This is a genomic window from Streptomyces sp. P9(2023) (genome assembly GCF_032436795.1).
GTDB lineage: Bacteria > Actinomycetota > Actinomycetes > Streptomycetales > Streptomycetaceae > Streptomyces.
In genome coordinates this window covers 1-17,951 of sequence record NZ_JAUPWM010000062.1, presented here as the reverse complement: position 1 = coordinate 17,951, position 17,951 = coordinate 1, and the positions used below count along the sequence as shown (strand labels likewise).

The 17,951-nt window shown below is 68.6% G+C and carries 18 protein-coding genes; 7 read left to right on the top strand and 11 right to left on the bottom strand.

Annotated features, from left to right (window positions below; all coding sequences use genetic code 11):
• Positions 1–1,078: 1,078 nt before the first annotated feature.
• The 5 genes from Q5762_RS36050 to Q5762_RS36035 form a co-directional block, all read right to left on the bottom strand.
• The gene (locus Q5762_RS36050; protein WP_315896545.1) at positions 1,079–2,311 is read right to left on the bottom strand and encodes an AAA family ATPase; all 1,233 of its coding nucleotides are present in this window, start codon (positions 2,309–2,311) and stop codon (positions 1,079–1,081) included.
• A gap of 33 nt (positions 2,312–2,344) precedes the next feature.
• Positions 2,345–2,527, bottom strand: coding sequence for a ribbon-helix-helix domain-containing protein (locus Q5762_RS40115; RefSeq protein ID WP_399495475.1), 183 nt, complete (start codon positions 2,525–2,527; stop codon positions 2,345–2,347).
• A gap of 127 nt (positions 2,528–2,654) precedes the next feature.
• Positions 2,655–3,491, bottom strand: coding sequence for a helix-turn-helix transcriptional regulator (locus Q5762_RS36045; protein ID WP_315896544.1), 837 nt, complete (start codon positions 3,489–3,491; stop codon positions 2,655–2,657).
• A gap of 27 nt (positions 3,492–3,518) precedes the next feature.
• The gene (locus tag Q5762_RS36040; protein WP_315896547.1) at positions 3,519–4,271 is read right to left on the bottom strand and encodes a DUF6879 family protein; all 753 of its coding nucleotides are present in this window, start codon (positions 4,269–4,271) and stop codon (positions 3,519–3,521) included.
• A gap of 583 nt (positions 4,272–4,854) precedes the next feature.
• The gene (locus Q5762_RS36035) at positions 4,855–5,271 is read right to left on the bottom strand and encodes a DUF3761 domain-containing protein (RefSeq protein ID WP_315896546.1); all 417 of its coding nucleotides are present in this window, start codon (positions 5,269–5,271) and stop codon (positions 4,855–4,857) included.
• A gap of 280 nt (positions 5,272–5,551) precedes the next feature.
• Here Q5762_RS36035 and Q5762_RS36030 point away from each other — a divergent pair, with 280 nt between their 5' ends.
• From Q5762_RS36030 to Q5762_RS36015, 4 genes are all read left to right on the top strand, one after another.
• Positions 5,552–6,307 carry a LytTR family DNA-binding domain-containing protein gene (locus Q5762_RS36030; RefSeq protein ID WP_315896543.1) on the top strand — a complete coding sequence of 252 codons (756 nt, stop codon included), beginning with the start codon at positions 5,552–5,554 and terminating at the stop codon, positions 6,305–6,307.
• Positions 6,308–6,434: 127 nt separating this feature from the next.
• Positions 6,435–6,875, top strand: a complete 441-nt coding sequence (locus Q5762_RS36025) for a hypothetical protein (protein WP_315896542.1) — start codon at positions 6,435–6,437, stop codon at positions 6,873–6,875.
• 15 nt (positions 6,876–6,890) lie between these two features.
• Positions 6,891–8,720: a cation acetate symporter gene (locus Q5762_RS36020; protein WP_315896541.1), complete on the top strand. Its 1,830-nt coding sequence runs from the start codon at positions 6,891–6,893 to the stop codon at positions 8,718–8,720.
• Entirely contained in the window at positions 8,717–9,925 is a 1,209-nt protein-coding gene (locus tag Q5762_RS36015; RefSeq protein ID WP_315896540.1) for a histidine kinase, read from the top strand. The genes Q5762_RS36020 and Q5762_RS36015 overlap by 4 nt, the downstream gene beginning before the upstream one ends.
• A gap of 8 nt (positions 9,926–9,933) precedes the next feature.
• On the opposite strand, the gene Q5762_RS36010 is transcribed toward Q5762_RS36015, so the two are convergent.
• From Q5762_RS36010 to Q5762_RS36000, 3 genes are all read right to left on the bottom strand, one after another.
• Positions 9,934–10,428, bottom strand: a complete 495-nt coding sequence (locus Q5762_RS36010; RefSeq protein ID WP_315896539.1) for a hypothetical protein — start codon at positions 10,426–10,428, stop codon at positions 9,934–9,936.
• A gap of 179 nt (positions 10,429–10,607) precedes the next feature.
• Positions 10,608–11,027, bottom strand: a complete 420-nt coding sequence (locus tag Q5762_RS36005) for a PaaI family thioesterase (protein ID WP_315896538.1) — start codon at positions 11,025–11,027, stop codon at positions 10,608–10,610.
• A 4-nt stretch (positions 11,028–11,031) separates the two neighbouring features.
• On the bottom strand, positions 11,032–11,589 hold the full coding sequence (locus Q5762_RS36000; protein ID WP_399495476.1) for a sigma-70 family RNA polymerase sigma factor: 558 nt from the start codon (positions 11,587–11,589) through the stop codon (positions 11,032–11,034).
• A gap of 273 nt (positions 11,590–11,862) precedes the next feature.
• Between Q5762_RS36000 and Q5762_RS35995 the strand changes: the two genes are divergently transcribed.
• Both Q5762_RS35995 and Q5762_RS35990 read left to right on the top strand, forming a co-directional pair.
• Complete coding sequence (locus Q5762_RS35995) at positions 11,863–13,056, top strand: CapA family protein (protein ID WP_315896536.1); 1,194 nt, start codon at positions 11,863–11,865, stop codon at positions 13,054–13,056.
• Between the two features lie 126 nt (positions 13,057–13,182).
• On the top strand, positions 13,183–14,052 hold the full coding sequence (locus Q5762_RS35990) for a polysaccharide deacetylase family protein (RefSeq protein ID WP_315896535.1): 870 nt from the start codon (positions 13,183–13,185) through the stop codon (positions 14,050–14,052).
• A 68-nt stretch (positions 14,053–14,120) separates the two neighbouring features.
• Here the strand turns inward: Q5762_RS35990 and Q5762_RS35985 are convergent, their stop codons facing one another.
• Positions 14,121–15,290, bottom strand: coding sequence for an IS30 family transposase (locus Q5762_RS35985; protein WP_399495471.1), 1,170 nt, complete (start codon positions 15,288–15,290; stop codon positions 14,121–14,123).
• A 172-nt stretch (positions 15,291–15,462) separates the two neighbouring features.
• A complete protein-coding gene (locus Q5762_RS35980) occupies positions 15,463–16,122 on the bottom strand; it encodes a class F sortase (RefSeq protein WP_315896533.1) in 660 nt (219 codons plus the stop codon).
• 379 nt (positions 16,123–16,501) lie between these two features.
• On the opposite strand from Q5762_RS35980, the gene Q5762_RS35975 reads away from it, so the two are divergent.
• A complete protein-coding gene (locus Q5762_RS35975; RefSeq protein ID WP_315896532.1) occupies positions 16,502–16,987 on the top strand; it encodes a hypothetical protein in 486 nt (161 codons plus the stop codon).
• Between the two features lie 158 nt (positions 16,988–17,145).
• On the opposite strand, the gene Q5762_RS35970 is transcribed toward Q5762_RS35975, so the two are convergent.
• Positions 17,146–17,706, bottom strand: coding sequence for a hypothetical protein (locus tag Q5762_RS35970; protein ID WP_315896531.1), 561 nt, complete (start codon positions 17,704–17,706; stop codon positions 17,146–17,148).
• Positions 17,707–17,951: the final 245 nt, after the last annotated feature.

Sequence of the window (17,951 nt, the reverse complement as noted above, 5' to 3'; positions counted from 1 at the left end):
GTTCCACGGAGAGCTCCATACCAAGAGACCCTGCCACACAAGATCAAGTAACGCTGACGGAATCACGAGACACTAGTCGGGTCGTTGTATTTGCTGTTAGGGTTCTGAGTCATTTCAGTACTCCTTTCGGGTTCGTCCCGTGGACGGTTCGTAACTTACTTTTCGTACCGCACCGTTGGTGCGGGTCTTCTTCTCAAGTATTCCGCCGTTGCCGTCGGGTAGTAGGCAGATCTTTCCGAGCTTGACTGTCCCGCCGTACAATCCTGGGCGAGACCATTCTCTGTGGAAGTGGTTTTGGCAATTGGATACATCATCAAAGTTGTCTTCAACTGGGGTCAAGTCGTCGGGGTCAAGGAAGGTTCCAAGGTCCTTCAATCCCTTTGGGTCCGGGATCTTTTCTCGGCGTTTACGCATCAGGTCTTCTTTCTTGACTGTGGACGGTAGGGGAGGTTTGCGTTCTCTACCGCTCGTTGTGCCCGGTAGACGTGATTGTCCTGCCAGGAGTATCTGAAAGGGATCCCGCAGTCTGGACACTCGTATAGGCAATGAACGTCGACCTCAGGATCATCGGTACTGGGTTCCTGGTAGTAAGGCTTGATCTTCCAGCCCTTCACGCAGATGGGACAACTTCCGAGGTAATTCCTTAAAGGTCTACTCATAGTGCTTGCAGCGTCCCTCTACGAGTACTCCCCGGATTCCGCGTTCCCCGCATCTCGTTAGAACCTCGTGGATACGCTCTTGTCGTCTCTGATAGACGCAGCGTGGGAACTCGCAGGTGAAATCGTCGCAGCGAGGGTTTTCCCGGGTCAGTTTCACATGGTTGTCTGTGTAATCGAAGTCGTTCATCGTAAGTCCTGTTCAATGTATTCATGCTTTGATTGCCCTCTCTTTAGCATGATGGATGGGTGCTATTTCTTTGCCCGACGGTAGAACGGGCAAGTCTCTGAGTGCTTCACGTGGAGCACGTGGAATCCAGGACGGATCTCCTGTAGCTCCTGCTCTGCCGGACAGTCCTCACAGGAAGCGTCTTTGGTCAACGCATGGGCCTGTGCAAGGACTTCGGCGATGTAATCGTGATTCACGCGGCTTCCACCTGCTCTCGCAGGTGTCGAGCCACGTCCGTCGCTTTGGTCCTGCGGATTCCTAGGACGTTCTGCACGTTGGCAACGGTTGGCTTGTTGTCTGAGAGCTGCTGGAATCTCTCGGCAAGGCTCTCGACGGTGTCGACGGCACTCTCGGTGTCAGCCGGCACTCCAACTGAGCCCTTGATTCGCGGACTTGGTGGCAGGAGGACGATGCTCGATTCCTTTTCGCCCCACCAGTCCGTGAGTCCGTCGATCTCTCTCACCACTGGCTCTAGGAGGATGGAGCGGGAGGCGGTGTCCTTCGCCTTATCTGTGGAGACCGTGACCAGATTCAGCTTCCGGTCCCGCTTGACGAACACTTCGCTCTGTAGGGCTGCTCTGACGGCTCCGGCTCCGCGTGCCTTCAGGTTGTTCCCTGTGGTGCTCTGGTCGCCCGTTGAGTGGTGCACAAGACAGACAGATGCTCCGGTCTCCCGGATCAATTTGTCGAGAGTGGCGACTACTTGGCCCATCTCTCGGTTCGAGTTTTCCTCTAGTCCAGACGTACAGCGCGCTTGCGTGTCGAAAATTACGAGGTCAATCTCGCGCCGCTTGATCTCTGCGGTGAACTGTTGCCACTCGCGAGTCGACGGATCGATTTGGATCGCTTTGGTGAAGAACTCTACGTTCTCCAACTCGCGTCCATGGTGCTGTTCTAGCGCCAACTTGCGGGCTTTTATTCCTTCGGCGCCCTCAGCCACAACCAAGAGGGTTCGGATGCCTTGCTCCTGGACACGACATCCGAACCATGGTTCGCCCCAACCCATATGCGCCGCTGCTGAGAGTAAAACGAACGACTTCATGCTCGCACTGTGACCTACCACCCTCGATAGGGTTTTGCGGTAGAACACGCCCTCTAGCAGGGGCTCTAGGGGTGGGATGGAGTCGAGTGACTCGCTGTCATGCCAGTGGCCGTCAAACGGGCGAGGGGCTCGCTCTGCGTCGAGGCGCCTCTGGTCTTCCCTGATTTCCTGCGGGGTGTATAGGCAGTGGTATTCGTGATTGTGACTGGCGAAGTCGCTCTCGTCGTGTACCAGTCCACAGTGGTAGGGGTGCAAATAGTCTTCAAAATTCCAGGCTAGCTTCGCGTGTAGCGCTGGAGCGTGTGTCTTAAACAGGTTCCAAAGTTCGTCTGCGGCTTGCTGCTGGCTTGGGTGTAGATCCTCGTAGCTCGTTAACACTGTCATGTCTTATAGGTTCCATTCGCTCCCTTCTGTGGCCTATCTCTTCCGAGCCTGGTTCAAGAAGAGGTATTGCTTGATTGCTTCTCTGTCTAAGTAGGAGAGGCTCCGACTTTCGCTCTTTGCTAGTGCTTCTAGCTCCTCGTATAGGGACTCCGGAAGATTCACGCTTAGCTTCTTGGTGTCTTCTCCCGCAGATACTCTTGGTGCTCCTGCTGGCATCTGTCTGATTCCTTCCTTTGGGGGCTCATGAATTTCACCCCGCCAATCTCTATTGTACACCATAAAACGGACACTTTCAAGTTTCAACAAGTTTATGGAAAACCCCCAGGTCAGCTCAAGTGGTGGTTTATCTGAGGCGAGCGCGAGCGATGACGCGCTGCGCTTCGGCGTCGAAGACGGCTGACTCGCTCAGGGTGTCCCAGACTCGCCGGTACAGGGTGACCGTGTCGGCATCGTCCAGCCAGAGTTCCGCGTGCCAGTCCTCTGTGATCACGAGCCGCTCATCGAAGATCCAAAAGCCGTTGGCGGGCGGAAGGCGCAGGACGGCGTCCAGCGGCACGATCCCGAGCCGGACGGTGTCCATGCCCACGACTCCCAAGAGTCGATCTATCTGCCCCGCCAGAACCTCTGGAGGGCACACCTGCGCCCGTAGCGCTCCCTCCCACAGGAGGAGGTTAAGGCGATGCCCTGGCTGGTACAGCCACCGCTGGCGATCCATGCGGGCCCGTACTGCGTCCTCTGTGTCGCGGGGGGACTTCTGGAGCGTCGCGTAGCTCTCGAAGACGTGCCGGGCGTAGTCCGGAGTCTGGAGGAGACCGTTCACGGCGAACGAATCCCACACGTGCAGTACGCGCGCCTCGTCAGTGAGTGCGTTCCACGTCTCCTGTACCGGGCGATGTCCTCTGGCCAGCTGTCGCCGCCATGACCGGATGTGGGATTCGAAACCCTTCAACCGGCCGTGCAGCTCGTCGTACGCCCCGGGGTGCCCCGTGGCGTCGGCCCATGCTCGGAGATCTTCCGCAGTGGGTGTCTGGCGGCCGTTCTCCAGCTTGCTCACTTTGCTCTGTGGCCAGCCGAGCGACGCTCCCAGTGCGGTACCGGTGAGGCGACCGTGGGGGCTCTCCATCCGGAGTGCTCGGAGTCGTCGCCCCAGCTCCTCGCGAGCCTTCTGAAAGTCGGTCACCGGTACCCGTCTGTTCCCTTTGCGCTCTTACTTGCTGTCGTTCAGCTTGGCTGCGAACTCCTTGTAGGGCACTGCGTGATGCCACGCCGCATCCCGGATAACGGCGTACCGGACGATCTCAGCCGGCTCGGTGATCAGCTCGACATCCACAAGGTTGTCGTCCTCATCGAACCGCAGCGTCGCCGCGAGCCGGCTGTCGAACAACCAGAAGTCCTCGGAGGGGAGTTGGAGTCGGTCCGCGTCGGTACGCCACAGGTTCCGGATGTCCTCGCCGAGACCGCTGTTCCGCTTGGCGTTGTCCAAGAGGTAGAGCTGACCCGTGGTCGGCGGGTTGTCCACGATCCGAACCCGCTCGACCCGCTTGCCCTGTGCGGTCTGGGAACGGATGAGGTCGCAGTACGGGTCTTCCGTGTCCCACTCGGCCGTGCCTGTCGCGACGAACTGGCGGTACGTGTCTGTGGATTCGTCGCTGGCGAATCGGCGGCGGGTCTCCAGTCGCCAAGCCGAGTGCTTGAACGTGCGGAACAGGTTCTCGAACTCGTCCAGGTCGATGATCCGGGCCTGACGGGTGGCGTCCTTCGGCGCCCAGTCCACAAGAAGCTCACGCGGGACGACTACAGCAACTTCCCCATCTGAAAGATGCTGTAGCTGGTTCACCTCCTCGGGGTCCGTCAGCGGTGGACCGTGAACGATGACCTCTCCGCTCTCCGCGTCCTCATGGACGGAGGGACACCCCGTCCCCCCGCTACCCGTGCCGTTGAACCGCAACCGACGTGCCATCACGCCCGCCTCTCCATCGAAGGGTGCCCCAGCCACTGTCCAAGGGTGTCGGCCGCTCCTTGCGAATGTCGAGAGATGACGGAGGCGCTCGCGAGAATATTCGCGAATATTGGGCCGTGGGTCGGCGTCTCTCGACCTAGCGTCCTCTCACCAAAGCACCCAGGTGAGGGGACAGCGACATGGCAGCCAAGACCACGGAAGCGGAAACCGACGCGAGTAGGTGGGAGTACACGACGTATGCCCCCAGTGGTGAGACGTGCCCTGCTTGCATGGAGCCCATCGGGTCGCTGGAACGATGCAGGCGCGGCGAGCTTGAAAGGGCCTCTGGCGCCCCTGTCGTCGTGTACCGGCACGTGGTCTGCCCGAAGGGCTGATGGCTCCCGTGGCTGCGCCCGTGAAGGCAGGGCCGCGCACCCTGTCAGTCGAGTGCCAGCTAGGGCAGCGTCCCAGCTATGAGGACGTTCACGCTTGGTGTCGACAGACCAGTGACGTGCCCCTGCCACACTCCGGCGGGTCGATCCTGCTCGTCCGCAAGTGCCAGTGCCCGTGCCACCGCTGCTAGCAGCCTGCCTCGGAGGCGCACTCAGCAGACGATCCGGCCAAACTTTGAGACCTGTCGATCGACTTGCTCCTGCGTACGAGGCGGCGAGTTTCGACAGATCACCTGTGTGCCGTCGTCGGCTGTCCACCTTCCAGCGACGCCGCCGTGGTGGCTGCACGCCCCCTGCTTGCCGATTGAGAAGGAAAGAGTTCCGTCTGCACAGACTGCTCCCTCGTACGTCCAGTTGATCGGCGTACGTGTGGTGGGCGCCGCTGACGGCACCGAAGCCAGTCTGGCCTGCCTGTCGCGCTCCTCCTGTTCGTCGCGCTTGATCCCGTCAATGATCCCGAAGATCATGAGCCCCGCGAACGCAGGGATGAACATGACGGCGCAGAAGATGCCGAACCCATGCCAGACCTTCCGGCAGATCCACACGGTCCGCCGAACCACAGCGCGCATGCTCACGCAACGCCCTCCCTCCCAAGAACGCCACGTAGGTTAGCGAACGGGGCACCCTGCTGGGAGGCACACGGAGGGCACAACCCCCAGAGACCTCCAGGTACGTCCAGGTACCTGGAGGTATCTCGTTTGGGCAGTTCAGAGGGCGGTTTCAGCTAACGCCCTGGTCACAGGTACCCCGTTCCCAGTACTGCCCCACCTGCCAGACCGGCGGCAAGCCGCTCGCCGACCGCCGGACGTCCAAGTTCCTGAAATAGCCCCCTCGCCTAGAATCCGCCGCATGCTGCGCGTACTGGCCGTCGACGACGAGGCACCGGCCCTCGGGGAACTGCTCTACCTCCTCCGTGCCGATCCGCGGATCCGCACCGCCGAGGGCGCCACCGACGCCACCGAGGCCCTGCGCAGGATCGGCCGTGCGCTGGAGGCGGGCCCCGACGGCGACGAGGCCATCGACGTCGTCTTCCTCGACATCCACATGGCCGGGCTCACCGGGCTCGACCTGGCCCGGCTGCTCGCCGGCTTCGCCCGGCCGCCGCTGATCGTCTTCGTCACGGCGCACGAGGGGTTCGCCGTGCAGGCCTTCGACCTCAAGGCCGTGGACTACGTCCTCAAGCCGGTCCGCCGCGAACGGCTCGCCGAGGCCGTCCGCCGGGTCGGCGAGCTGGTGCACGCGCCCGCCGCAGCCGGGGCCCCCGTCGCGGCGCCCGAGCAGATCCCCGTCGAACTCGGCGGAGTCACCCGCTTCGTGGCCGTCGACGACATCGCCTACGTCGAGGCCCAGGGCGACTACGCGCGGCTGCACACCGACGAGGGCAGCCACCTGGTCCGTATCCCGCTCTCCACCCTGGAGGAGCGCTGGGCCGCCCGCGGCTTCGTCCGGATCCACCGCAGCCACCTGGTGGCCCTCGCCCGCATCGACGAACTCCGGCTCGAGGGTGGCGCCACCTCCGTCCGCCTCGGTGCCACCGAGCTCGCCGTCAGCCGCCGCCACGCCCGCCAGCTCAGGGACCTGCTCATGCGCCGCGCGGGCGGCTGACGGGCCGCGGCTGAGCCAACGACCGGCCACGGTTCGGCGGCCGACCGAGAGGTGGCCGGAGCCTCTACCGTGCGTGAACACCGCTGCGTAGACTCCGTGGCTCCACAGCCCCCTGCGAGGTCGCCCGATGCCGGAGCGGACACCGACGTCCGAGGAACCCACGCCGCGCCGGCCCCGGCGTGAGACGGTCACGCGCGCCTCCGCCCTCCGTGACAGCGGTCTGCCCCAGCAGCGCTTCCCCGGCCACCCGCCCTCCCCCAGCCTCCGGCCGGGGGGACCCCCACCTCGCTCCGCTCCCTCCGAGATCAGCGAGCAGACCACCCTCGGCCACACCTACGTCCGCTCCCTGATGCGGAGCCAGCTGCGGGCCGCCCTCACCGCGCTCGGCGCCCTCGCCCTCTTCGTCGTCCCGCTGCCGCTGCTCCTCGCGCTCCCCGCCGCCGAGGCCGTCGTCTGGATCACGCTCGGCATCGGCGTGTACCCGGTCATCTGGACCGTCGCCCACTGGTACGTCCGCCGTGCCGAACGCAACGAACGCGACTTCACCGGCCTCGTCGAGAGCCGCTGAGCGCGGGGGCCGGACGTGAACCAGACCTACGCGGTGGCCGCCGTCACCGCCGTCGTCCTGGCGACGGTGCTCATCGGCGCGCTCGGCCTGCGGATATCCCGGACCACCTCCGACTTCTACGTCGCGTCCCGCACCGTACGGCCCGGCCTCAACGCCGCAGCCATCAGCGGCGAGTACCTGTCGGCCGCCTCCTTCCTCGGCATCGCGGGCCTCGTCCTGGTCCAGGGCCCGGACATGCTCTGGTACCCCGTCGGGTACACCGCCGGCTATCTGGTCCTGCTCGTCCTCGTCGCCGCCCCGCTGCGCCGCTCGGGGGCGTACACCCTCTCCGACTTCGCCGAGGCCAGGCTCGAATCCCCGCCCGCCCGGCGGCTCGCCAGCCTGTTCGTCGTCGGCATCGGCTGGCTCTACCTCCTGCCGCAACTCCAGGGCGCCGGCCTCACCCTGGAGATCCTGACGGGAGCGCCCGACTGGGTCGGCGGACTCCTCGTCGCCCTCGTCGTCACCGGCATCGTCGCGGCCGGCGGCATGCGCAGCATCACCTTCGTCCAGGCCTTCCAGTACTGGCTGAAACTCACCGCCCTGCTCGTGCCCGCCCTCTTCCTGACCGCCGCCTGGTTCGGCGACGACGCGCCACGCGTCCGCTTCGACGCCCCGGCCGTGTTCCGCGAGCACACCGTCGTCCAGGTCGCCGACACCGTACGGATCGAGCTCGACGCGCCGCTCACGCTCACGGTCACCGGCCGTGTCGACTCCCTGCCGTACGAGGGGACGACCGTCACCCTGGACGACGGCGCCCACCGTGTCGAGGGCGGCACCGAACTCGCCTTCCCCCAGGGCGCGCCCGTCCCCGCCCGGGCCTCCACCGGCGCCGACCCCCTGGGCTGGTCCCAGCCGCTGGCCGGCGGGCGCGACGGGCACCAGCTCTACGCCACGTACGGGCTTATCCTCGCCACCTTCCTCGGCACCATGGGGCTGCCGCACGTCGCCGTCCGCTTCTACACCAGCCCCCACGGCCGCGCCGCCCGCCGCACGACCCTGGTCGTCCTCGGGCTCGTCGGCGTGTTCTACCTGCTGCCACCGGTGTACGGGGCGCTCGGCCGGATCTACGCCCCCGAACTGGCTCTCACCGGAGCCGCCGACGCCGCCGTGCTCGTCCTGCCCGAGCGGATGCTCGGCGGCGTGCTCGGCGACCTGCTGGGCGCGCTCCTGGCCGGCGGGGCGTTCGCCGCCTTCCTCTCGACCGCGTCCGGGCTGACGATGGCGGTGGCCGGCGTCCTCAACCAGGACGTGCTGCCGTCCCGGGGAGTACGGCACTTCCGGCTGGCGACCCTGCTGGCCACGGCCGTGCCACTGACCGCCGGGATCTTCGCCTCGAAGGTCCCGGTCGCGGACGCGGTCGGCCTCGCGTTCGCCGTCTCCGCGTCCTCGTTCTGCCCGTTGCTCGTCCTCGGGATCTGGTGGCGCCGGCTCACCCCGCCGGGGGCGATGGCCGGGCTGCTGCTCGGCGGCGGCTCCGCGCTCACGGCCGTCATGGCCACCCGGGCGGGCCTGCCGGCCGAGGGCTGGCCGCACACCCTGATGGCCTGGCCGGCGGTCTGGTCGGTGCCGCTGGGCTTCCTCACGATGATCCTGGTGTCGCTCGCCACCCCCCGGCACGTCCCAGCCGCAACCCCGGCGCTGCTTGCCCGCCTTCACCTCCCGGAGGCCCTGACGGGCCGCGCGGAGCCGGGCCGTGGAGACGCGGGGCGGGCGGAGCCAGGACGGGCGGAAGCCGGGCGCGGCGGCGCGAGGCACACGGAGGCGGGACGCTTCGACGGTGACCCGCGGGAGGCCGGGCGATGACCGGCATCGAGCTCGCGGCCTCCGCCGCCGTCGGGGCCGTCCTCCTCGCCGTCGGCTTCGCCCTCGGGCGGCTCGCCACCCGCCGCGGCGACAAGGCGGCCGACCTCGACCTCGGTACGCCCGTCGAGCGCGCCACCTTCCACACCCTGCACACCGCCTCCCTCGCCGCCCCACCGCTGCGCGCCGGCCTCACCGAGGACACCGCGCGCAAGGCCGTCCGGCGGCTGCGCTCGCTCCTCGGGACGGAGGCGCTCTGCCTGACCGACCGGTCCGCCGTCCTCGCCTGGGCGGGGCCGGGCGAGAGTCACCACCGCGAGCACGTCATGGAGCTGGTCACGCCCATCCTCGACTCCGGCCGCAGCCTGTCCGCGCACACCGGCTGCGCCGACGTCAGCTGCCCGCTGCGCTGGGTGGTGATCGCCCCGCTGACCGGCGAGGACGGCGTGCTCGGCGCGCTCGTCGCCTACGGGTCACGGGAGTCGGCCGTACTGGTCCGCGCCGCGACCGAGGTGGCCCGCTGGGTCTCCGTCCAGCTCGAACTGGCCGAGCTGGACCGCTCACGGACCCGGATCGTGGAGGCGGAGATCCGGGCCCTGCGCGCGCAGATATCCCCGCACTTCATCTTCAACTCCCTGGCCGCCATCGCCTCGTTCGTCCGCACCGACCCCGAGCGGGCCCGGGAACTGCTCCTGGAGTTCGCCGACTTCACCCGGTACTCCTTCCGAAGGCACGGCGAGTTCGCCCAGCTCGCCGACGAACTGCGGGCCATCGAGCAGTACTTGGCCCTCGCCGGCGCACGCTTCGGCGACCGCCTCAAGGTCACGCTCCAGATCGCGCCCGAGGTGCTGCCGGTGACCCTGCCGTTCCTCTGTCTCCAGCCGCTGGTGGAGAACGCCGTGAAACACGGTCTCGAGGACAGCGTGCACGCCTGCCGGGTCACCATCTCCGCCCGCGACGCGGGCGCGGAGGCGGTCGTGGTGATCGAGGACGACGGCGTGGGCATGGACCCGGACGTGCTCCGCGCGATCCTGGTCGGGGCCCGTCCCACCGGCTCCGGCATCGGCCTCTCCAACGTCGACGAGCGGCTGCGCCAGGTGTACGGGCCGGAGCACGGACTCGTCATCGAGACCGGGGTCGACGCGGGGATGAAGGTGACGGTACGGATCCCCAAGTACCGCCCGGGCGTGCACCCGACGGCTCCGTAGCCATCCGGTCAGTAGAGATGCAGGGCCAGATGGCCGAGCGTGAGCCCCAACTGCCAGGCGGGCACCCATGTCTGGGCGGACTCGTCGACCGAGAAGCCGAACCCGGCCGGCGGCAGACCGCCCAGATCGGCGGCCCGTACGGTGGTCGCCTCAAGCACCCGCCAGGTCTCCCGGGCCATGGTCAGGTCCGGACCGTCCTCGCCCGAGCGCACCCGCTCGGCCAGCCGGGCGCGGACCCACTGCGGCCAGGGGTGGTCGTACGCCGTTCTGGTGAGCCACTCGTCGAGCCGGCCCGCGGCGCGGGCCCCACCGGAGGCCTCCGGGCCCTCGCAGAGATGGATGGTGAGCGCGAGTGTCTGCCGGCCGGCCCGGTACTCCAGGGTGCCGGGCTCGACCAGGCAGCCCGCGCGCAGCAGATCGTCCGCTATGAACTCGGCACACAGCCAGGCCATCGGTACGGCGAGGCCGCCCCCGCTGGTGCCGTTCGTACTCTCGGGCAGCAACGCTCCCACCTTCTCCCGGACATGTCGGTCGGCGATCCCGACCACGAGCCTCCACCGAGGAAGACGCGCGCGGGTCGCTCTTTACTCAACTCGCCGGTGTGGTTTCGGATACGTTTCCCTGCCGGATCGGTGCCCGTGGGCATCGGGGGAAGCCGTGAGTCCGCCGAGGCGGGTGGGGCTCAGCCGAGGAGTGCGTACACCGCCGTCGCGTGCGCGGCCGTCTCCTCCGAGCCCTCGGCCGTCATCGTGATGTCCGCGAACGCCATCCGCTTGCCCGCCTTGGTCAGCCGGGCCCGTACCAGCACGTCCTTACCGAGCACCGCCCGCTGGAAGCTGATGGACTGCTGAACGGTCGTCATCGGTACGAAGCCGCCCCGGGCGGCGGCGACCGCGATCACCGTCGCCGTGTCGGCGGCGGCCATCAGCGCCTGTCCGGACAGGCCCCCGCCCTCGCGGGCGAGCCGGTCCGACCAGGGGAGGCGCAGCACCGCCTCCTGACCGTCGACCGAGACCACGGAGAGCCCCAGATCGAGCACCCAGGGGGCGAAGTTGTCGGCGAGTACCTTGTCCGCGGCGGCGGTAGTCAGCGTCGGCGTCACCCGGTCATTGTGCGGCCGTGGCGCACGGACGGGCAACGGGGCGGTGCCGCGGCCGGTAGCCGGGCAGCTGATGTCCGAGCTGGCGCAGGGCGTAGTGCGAGCGCGACTTGACGGTCCCCGCCGGGATGCCGAGATCGGCCGCGGCCTCGTTGACGGTCAGGCCCCGGAAGTAGAGCCGGACCAGGACCGCGCGGTGCTCCGGGCTCAGTCCCTCGACGGCGGCGCGGACGTCGAGCGCGGCGACCGCCGACTCCGTGACGTCGGCCGGGTCGGGGGTGCCGGCGAGTATCCCGTCGCCGATCTCGGTGGGCCGGGCGAGCCGGGAGCGCCGGGCGTCGATGGCGAGGCGCCGGGCCACCGTGAAGAGCCAGGGGCGCATCGACTCGTAGGGCCCGTCGAAGGCCTCCGGGTGGAGCCAGGCCCGTACCAGCGTCTCCTGCGCCAGGTCCTCGGCGCGCTGCCGGTCGCCGTGGGTCAGGCCGAGCAGGAAGCCGAGAAGCGCCTGACCGTGGTCGCGCTGCAGCTCCGTCAGGGCCCGTTCGTCCGTCGTCGCCCCCGCCATCGTCGTCGTCATGCTGCACACCTCTCCTGCCCGCTCGTCGTCCCGGGCCGTATCCGAACGCATACGGGCGACAAGGGACAGGGAACGGGCGAGGGTCTGCGACGAGCGGTCGCACCGAGCGGCGAATGGTGCGGTGAGCGGTCGGGCGGACGCGCTTCATCCGTTTCGGCGGGGTTTGCTGATCGATGCGGCTTTGCCTCTTGACTGGGACATTTATCCCCTGTCAATTCATCAGGACAGATGGTTGTCCTATTAATCAGGCGGAGCCGGTAGATGACCAAACGTACGAGACAGGGGGCGGTGGCCTTCGCGGCCGTCCTGCTCACGGCGGCGACCGGTTGCGGCGGCGGCGCCCGCACCCCCGACGCCCCACCCGCGCAGGATCCGGTGCGCCCCGCCGCCCCCTCGGCGGCCCCCGGCGGCGCCTCCGCGCGGACCGGCTTCACCCTGGTCGCCTCCGGCGACGTGCTGCCGCACGACTCGATCATCAGCCGGGCGGCCGCCGACGCGAACGGCCAGGGACACGACTTCCGGCCCATGCTCTCCGGGGTCAAGGACGTCGTCTCCGGGGCCGATCTGGCGATCTGCCACATGGAGACCGTGTTCGGACCGGAGGGCGGGCCCTACACCGGCTACCCCGCCTTCAAGTCCCCGCCCGAGATCGCCCCCGCCCTCAAGGAGACCGGGTACGACTCCTGCTCCACCGCCTCCAACCACACCCTGGACGACGGCGCCGCGGGCCTCACCCGAACTCTGGACGCCCTCGACAAGGCGGGTGTACGGCACGCCGGTTCGGCCCGCAGCGCCGAGGAGGCGGCCCGCCCCACCCTGCTCAAGGCGGGCGACGCGACGGTCGCCCAGCTCGCGTACACCTATGACACCAACGGCTACCCGCTCCCCGAGGGGAAGCCCTGGTCCGTCAACCTGATCGACGAGGGGAAGATCGTCGCCGACGCGCGGGCCGCCCGGAAGGCCGGCGCCGACGTGGTCGTGGTCAGCATCCACTGGGGCACGGAGTGGCAGACCGCCCCCGACAACCGTCAGCTCACCCTCGCCCGCTCCCTCACCGCCTCGCGGACCGGCGGCAGGCCGGACATCGACCTGATCCTCGGCACCCACGCGCACGTCCCGCAGGCGTACGAGAAGGTCAACGGCACCTGGGTGATCTACGGCATGGGCGACCAGATCGCCGGCGACATGATCAACCACGCGGGCGCCTTCGACCCCCGGGGCAACCGGTCGAGCCTGGGGCGCTTCACCTTCACCCCGCCCACCGCCCCCGGTGCGCGCTGGGAGGTGGCCAAGGCGGAGTTCCTCCCGCAGTGGTTCGACACGAGCCGCGGCCGGGCGGTGAACCTCAACGCCGCCATCAAGAAGGGAGAACCCGTCACCGCCGTCCGCGACACCATCCGCGACGTCGTCCTCGACCGGGGCGCGGCCAAGGACGGCCTGCTGATGGGGGAGTAGCCCCGCCGGACGCTCGATGCCGGCTAGGTGCGATCGGCCCAACGGGTGTTTTCGGACCCGAGACCGGTGTGGATGACCGGTGCGGGCCTTCGGCCATGCGAGCCATTGGTCATGAAAAAGGATCAGATGCCTACCGGGCGCCGGACGGTCCTGCGCATCGCCGCCGCCCTCGGAGCCACTGCCACCTTCGGCGTCCTCGCCACCGACCGGTTCGGCCCCCCGCAGGCCGCCCCTCCGCCCCTCGCGCCGGAAGCCGCCGGCGGTCCCGCGCCCGCGCCCGCCCGCGGTGGCGGACCGGCCGCGGGCCCACCGGCGAGCGCCCGGCTGCGGCCCTCCACGTACCGGCTCCAGCCGATGACGGCGTACGCACCGCCGGCCGCCCGCCGGGCGGTCCCGCCCGTCCGGCAGCGGCCGTTCCTCCAGATGTCCGGGGTCGGCCGTTCCATGGTGCTGACCTTCGACGACGGCCCCGACCCCCGCTACACGCCCGAGATCCTCGCCACCCTGCGGCGCTACGGCTGCCGGGCGATGTTCTTCGTCTGCGGCGAGATGGCGGCCGTCAACCAGGACCTGGTACGGCAGATGGCGGCGGACGGACACGTGGTCGGCAACCACTCCTGGTCGCATCCGCTCATCCCCAAGCTGCGCCCCTCCCGCATCCGGCACGAGCTCGGCTCCACCAGCGATCTCGTCGAGGGGATCCTCGGCTCCGCCCCGCTCTGGTACCGCGCCCCCTTCGGGGCCTGGAACCGGCACTCGTTCGAGATCGGCGCCGAGTTGGGCATGGAGCCGCTGGCCTGGACCGTCGACACCCTCGACTGGCAGGAACCGGGCGCCGGCAGCATCGTGCGCCGGGTCCTCGACGGGGCGGCCCCCGGGGTCGTCGTGCTCTCGCACGACGCGGGCGGCGACCGCGCGCAGAGCGTGGCGGCGCTCAAGCGGTACCTGCCCGAACTCCTCGACGCCGGCTACAGCATCACCGTCCCCCCGCGCTGAGCGCCGCCGCACCTACGGAGAAGGCCCCCGGATTCGGCGAATTCAAGGGGTCGTGGCAACACTGCTGGTCAAGCGGCTGTTGCCAGTAGCTTAGCGAGGCGCTCGGCTGGGGTTTCCCAGCCGAGCGTTTTGCGTGGGCGGCCGTTGAGTTCGGCGGCGACGGCGTCCAGGTGCTCGCGGCTGTGCTGGGAGAGGTTGGTTCCCTTGGGGAAGTACTGCCGCAGCAGGCCGTTGGTGTTCTCGTTCGATCCGCGCTGCCAGGGGCTGGAGGGGTCGCAGAAGTAGACCGGCATGCCCGTGGCCATGGAGAACTGGTCGTGCAGACCCATCTCCGAGCCCTGGTCCCAGGTCAATGAACGTCGCAGGTGGACCGGGAGGGTGCTGACCGTGTCGACCAGGGCGTCACGCACGGTCGAGGTGTCCCGGCCGTGAGGCAGGTGGACCAGCATCACGTAGCGGGTGGTGCGCTCGACCAGGGTGCCGATCGCGGAGCCGTTGTTCTTGCCGATGATCAGGTCGCCTTCCCAGTGGCCGGGGACGGCTCGGTCGTCGACTTCGGCGGGCCGGTCGCTGATCATCACCATCGGGGCCGGGTAGCGCGGAACGCGCTGGTCAGGGCGGCGCTGGGGCTTGCGGAGGGTGCGGCCGGTCCGCAGGGCTTTGGTGAGTTCGCGGCGGAGTTCGCCCCGGCCCTGGACGTAGAGCGCCTGGTAGATCGTCTCGTGGGACACGTGCATCTCCGGCTGGCCGGGGAAGTGCAGGCGCAGGCTCCGGCTGATCTGCTCGGGACTCCACTTCAAGCCCAGCCACGACTGGATGGTGTCACGCAGCCGCAGGTTCGTCGCGATCTTCCCGCTCTTGGCCCGCGGACGCCTCGCTCGGGCACGGCGGTGAGCGGCATGAGGGCGGTAGTCCCCGCTGACCGGATGCCGATTACGGCGGATCTCCCGGCTGACTGTCGAGGGACTGCGGCCCAGCTCGGCCGCGATGGCGCGGACGGTCGCCTTTTCCCGTAGCCGGTCGGCTATGTGGATGCGCTCGTCCTCGCCCAGATACCGCGAGTCACCACGGACTTCGACCCGCGTCTTCCGGGGCTTGCGGGTGAAGACCGCGACCGCCGGCGCGTCATGCGCCCGCAGTCGCGGCCTCTTCTTACGTCCCTCGGGCCGCCCGTACCGCCAGTCCCGGCCGGTCCGCTCGTGTACTCCCACGATCCGGCAGGCCTGCGCGTTGCTCATTCCTTGATCCACAAGGGAAAGGTAGAGCTCACGTTCCTTCAGGAGCTTCCTGGGCCCCTGCGGCCTCCGGTTCTCCCGAACCTCGAAGTCCATCGCGTCCCCCTACATCGGGGTGTTGCAACGACCTCTTGAACTGAAGATTCCCGGGGGCCTTCTCCGTACGCCGTGCGGGTCAGCGCGAGCCGACCATCCGGGCGTAGACGACGACGTTGCCGTCGTAGCCGGTGGCCCGCGAGTAGCCGCCGCCGCAGGTGATGACCCGCAGCTCGGGCACCCCGGTGTCGGAGTAGACCTGCACCCCGGGGAAGTCGTTCTTGGAGTACACCTCGACACCGTAGATCTCGAAGACGGCCACCCGGCCGTCGTACCGCTCCACCTCGACGTGCTGGCCCTTCTGCAGCGAGCCGAGGCCGTAGAAGACCGCCGGACCCGCCGCGTTGTCGACGTGGCCGACGATGACGGACGTGCCGCGCTGACCGGGTGCGATGCCGTTCTGGTACCAGCCGGCCAGGTTGGCGTCCTGCGGTGGCGGCGCCGCGATCCAGCCGTCCGGGTCCAGGCCCACGTCCATGATCGGGGCCGACACCCGGATGGCCGGGATCCGCACCCGGGAGGCGGGGGCGTGCGGCAGGGGCTCCAGGCCCTCGGGCGCGGTGGGCGGCGCACCGATCGGGCGGGTGTCGGGACGGGCGGCGGCCGCCGGCTGCGGCGGGCCGAGTTCCACGTCGACTCCGTTGCGCATCATCGCCAGGCCGGACAGCATGACGAGAGCGAGTACGCCCCACGGCTGGCGTCTCCTCGGCTCAAGGACGCTGAAGTCCTTGGGGCTCATGGTTCTCCCTTCGTGGCGTCGTCAGAACGGTAAGGGCGGCCGGGCGAACCGGCGATCAGGGCGGGGCGAACGGGTGGCGCGGGGGTCCACGCGCACGGGCCCGGGCACGGACGAGGTGCCCGGGCTCCGTCGTACCCGAGCGGCGGCCGGGTGACGAGGATGATGACCCATCCGAGTATTCGTCAGATAAGCGGTGTGACGGTCTGTGACCTGCGACTCCGTCAGATTTCGCGGCTTTCGCCCGGCGTGTCGGCTCACTGGGGTGGACCAGTGCCGAAATGCGGGGTTCGCCGTAAGTGGTGAGGGTTCGTCATGGAAGGCGTACTCGTCGAACTTCCCGGAGCACCGCTTTGGGGCGTCTTCCTCTGGAGGTTCAACCATGCGTGCTGCACGCACTCTGGCGGTGACCGCCACCGCGTTCGCGGCGGTCGGGCTCGCGGCCCCCCTCGCCGCCGCCACCAACGGGCCCAGTGAAGTCACGATCAACCCCTCGGCCGTCCACCAGGGCTCGACCATCACCATCACCGTCAAGGGCTGCGGCCACGGCGGCAAGGTGACGTCCAACGCCTTCCCGACGACCAACCTCTCGGTGAACTCGAACGGGATCTCCAGCGCGATCGGCCGGGTCTTCAACAACGCGACGCCCGGTACCTACAACCTCGCCGTCAAGTGCAGCGACAACTCGAACGTGGCCACCCGCCAGTTCACCGTCCTCGAGGCGAGGGGTGCCCAGGGTGGTATCGGCGGCTCGCTCGCCCCCACCTCCACGGAGATGGCCGTCGGCGGTTCGCTGGTCGCCGCGGCCGCGCTCGGCGGCGGTCTCTTCATCGCCCGCCGACGCCGTATGGCAGGCGCCAAGGTCTGACCGGCCGAACCTCCCGGTCGGCCGCAACGCCCGTCGCCCCCGAATCCTGGTGGACAGGACTCGGGGGCGACGGGCGTGTACGGGGGCTTGGGCGGGGCGGGTACAGGGGTTTCGGCGGGGACGTCGTCCGCGCCGTCGGCGGGGGCGCCGCCCGCACGTCAGTGGCGACGGCCGCGGTCGAGCTGCGACCTTCGGCGGACGACGAAGACGGTTCCGGCGACGGCCACGGCCACCAGACCGGCCCCGGCCGCCAGCGTTCCCGTCCCGACCCCCTCGACGGAGCCGCCCACGCCGCCCCGCACCCCACGTGGGGTGGTCAGCACGGTGGAGCTGGCCGTCGGGGTCGCGGTGGTGCCGCTGATGGTCAGGTTGACGGTGTCCGTGATCCCGCCGGTGCAGCGGAACGTGACCGTGTAGACGGCCCCCCGCTTGGCGTCCAGGTCCACCAGGGCGGTGGCCGAGGACCCGGGAGCGATGGTCACCGTGTCGAAGACGCCCGCCGAGGCCGTCGCCGTACTGGCGCAGCCCGGAGCGGTGAGCGTCACCCGCCCGCCGGGCGCGACCAGCGAGGGCGTCACGACGAAATCGCCCGGTGCCTTCGCTCTGGCCGCCTGCGGGTTCGGTGCGGGGGCACCGTCGGCCGCGAAGGCGACGGGAGCGGCCAGGGCGAGGGTGGCCGCCCCCAACAGGGCAGTGGACGCGGCACGTATCGCGCGCATGTGATCCTCCGGTCCCCGAGGAGCAGCAGCGGAAGCGGTTTCCGCACAAGGACAGGGCGTGCACCTCGATACCCGAAACGCTAGGAGCGCACTACCACAACCGCGATCCCAGGCGGGCGAATGGGGCACCGATGTCCCCCGTGCGGCCCACCCGCGCGTCGCGCGGAGGCTAGTGTCTCGTGATCCTGTTCATGTCAGTTCGAGTTGTTATTGACGAGTTTCTTCACGTTGGTCGCGACGAGTCG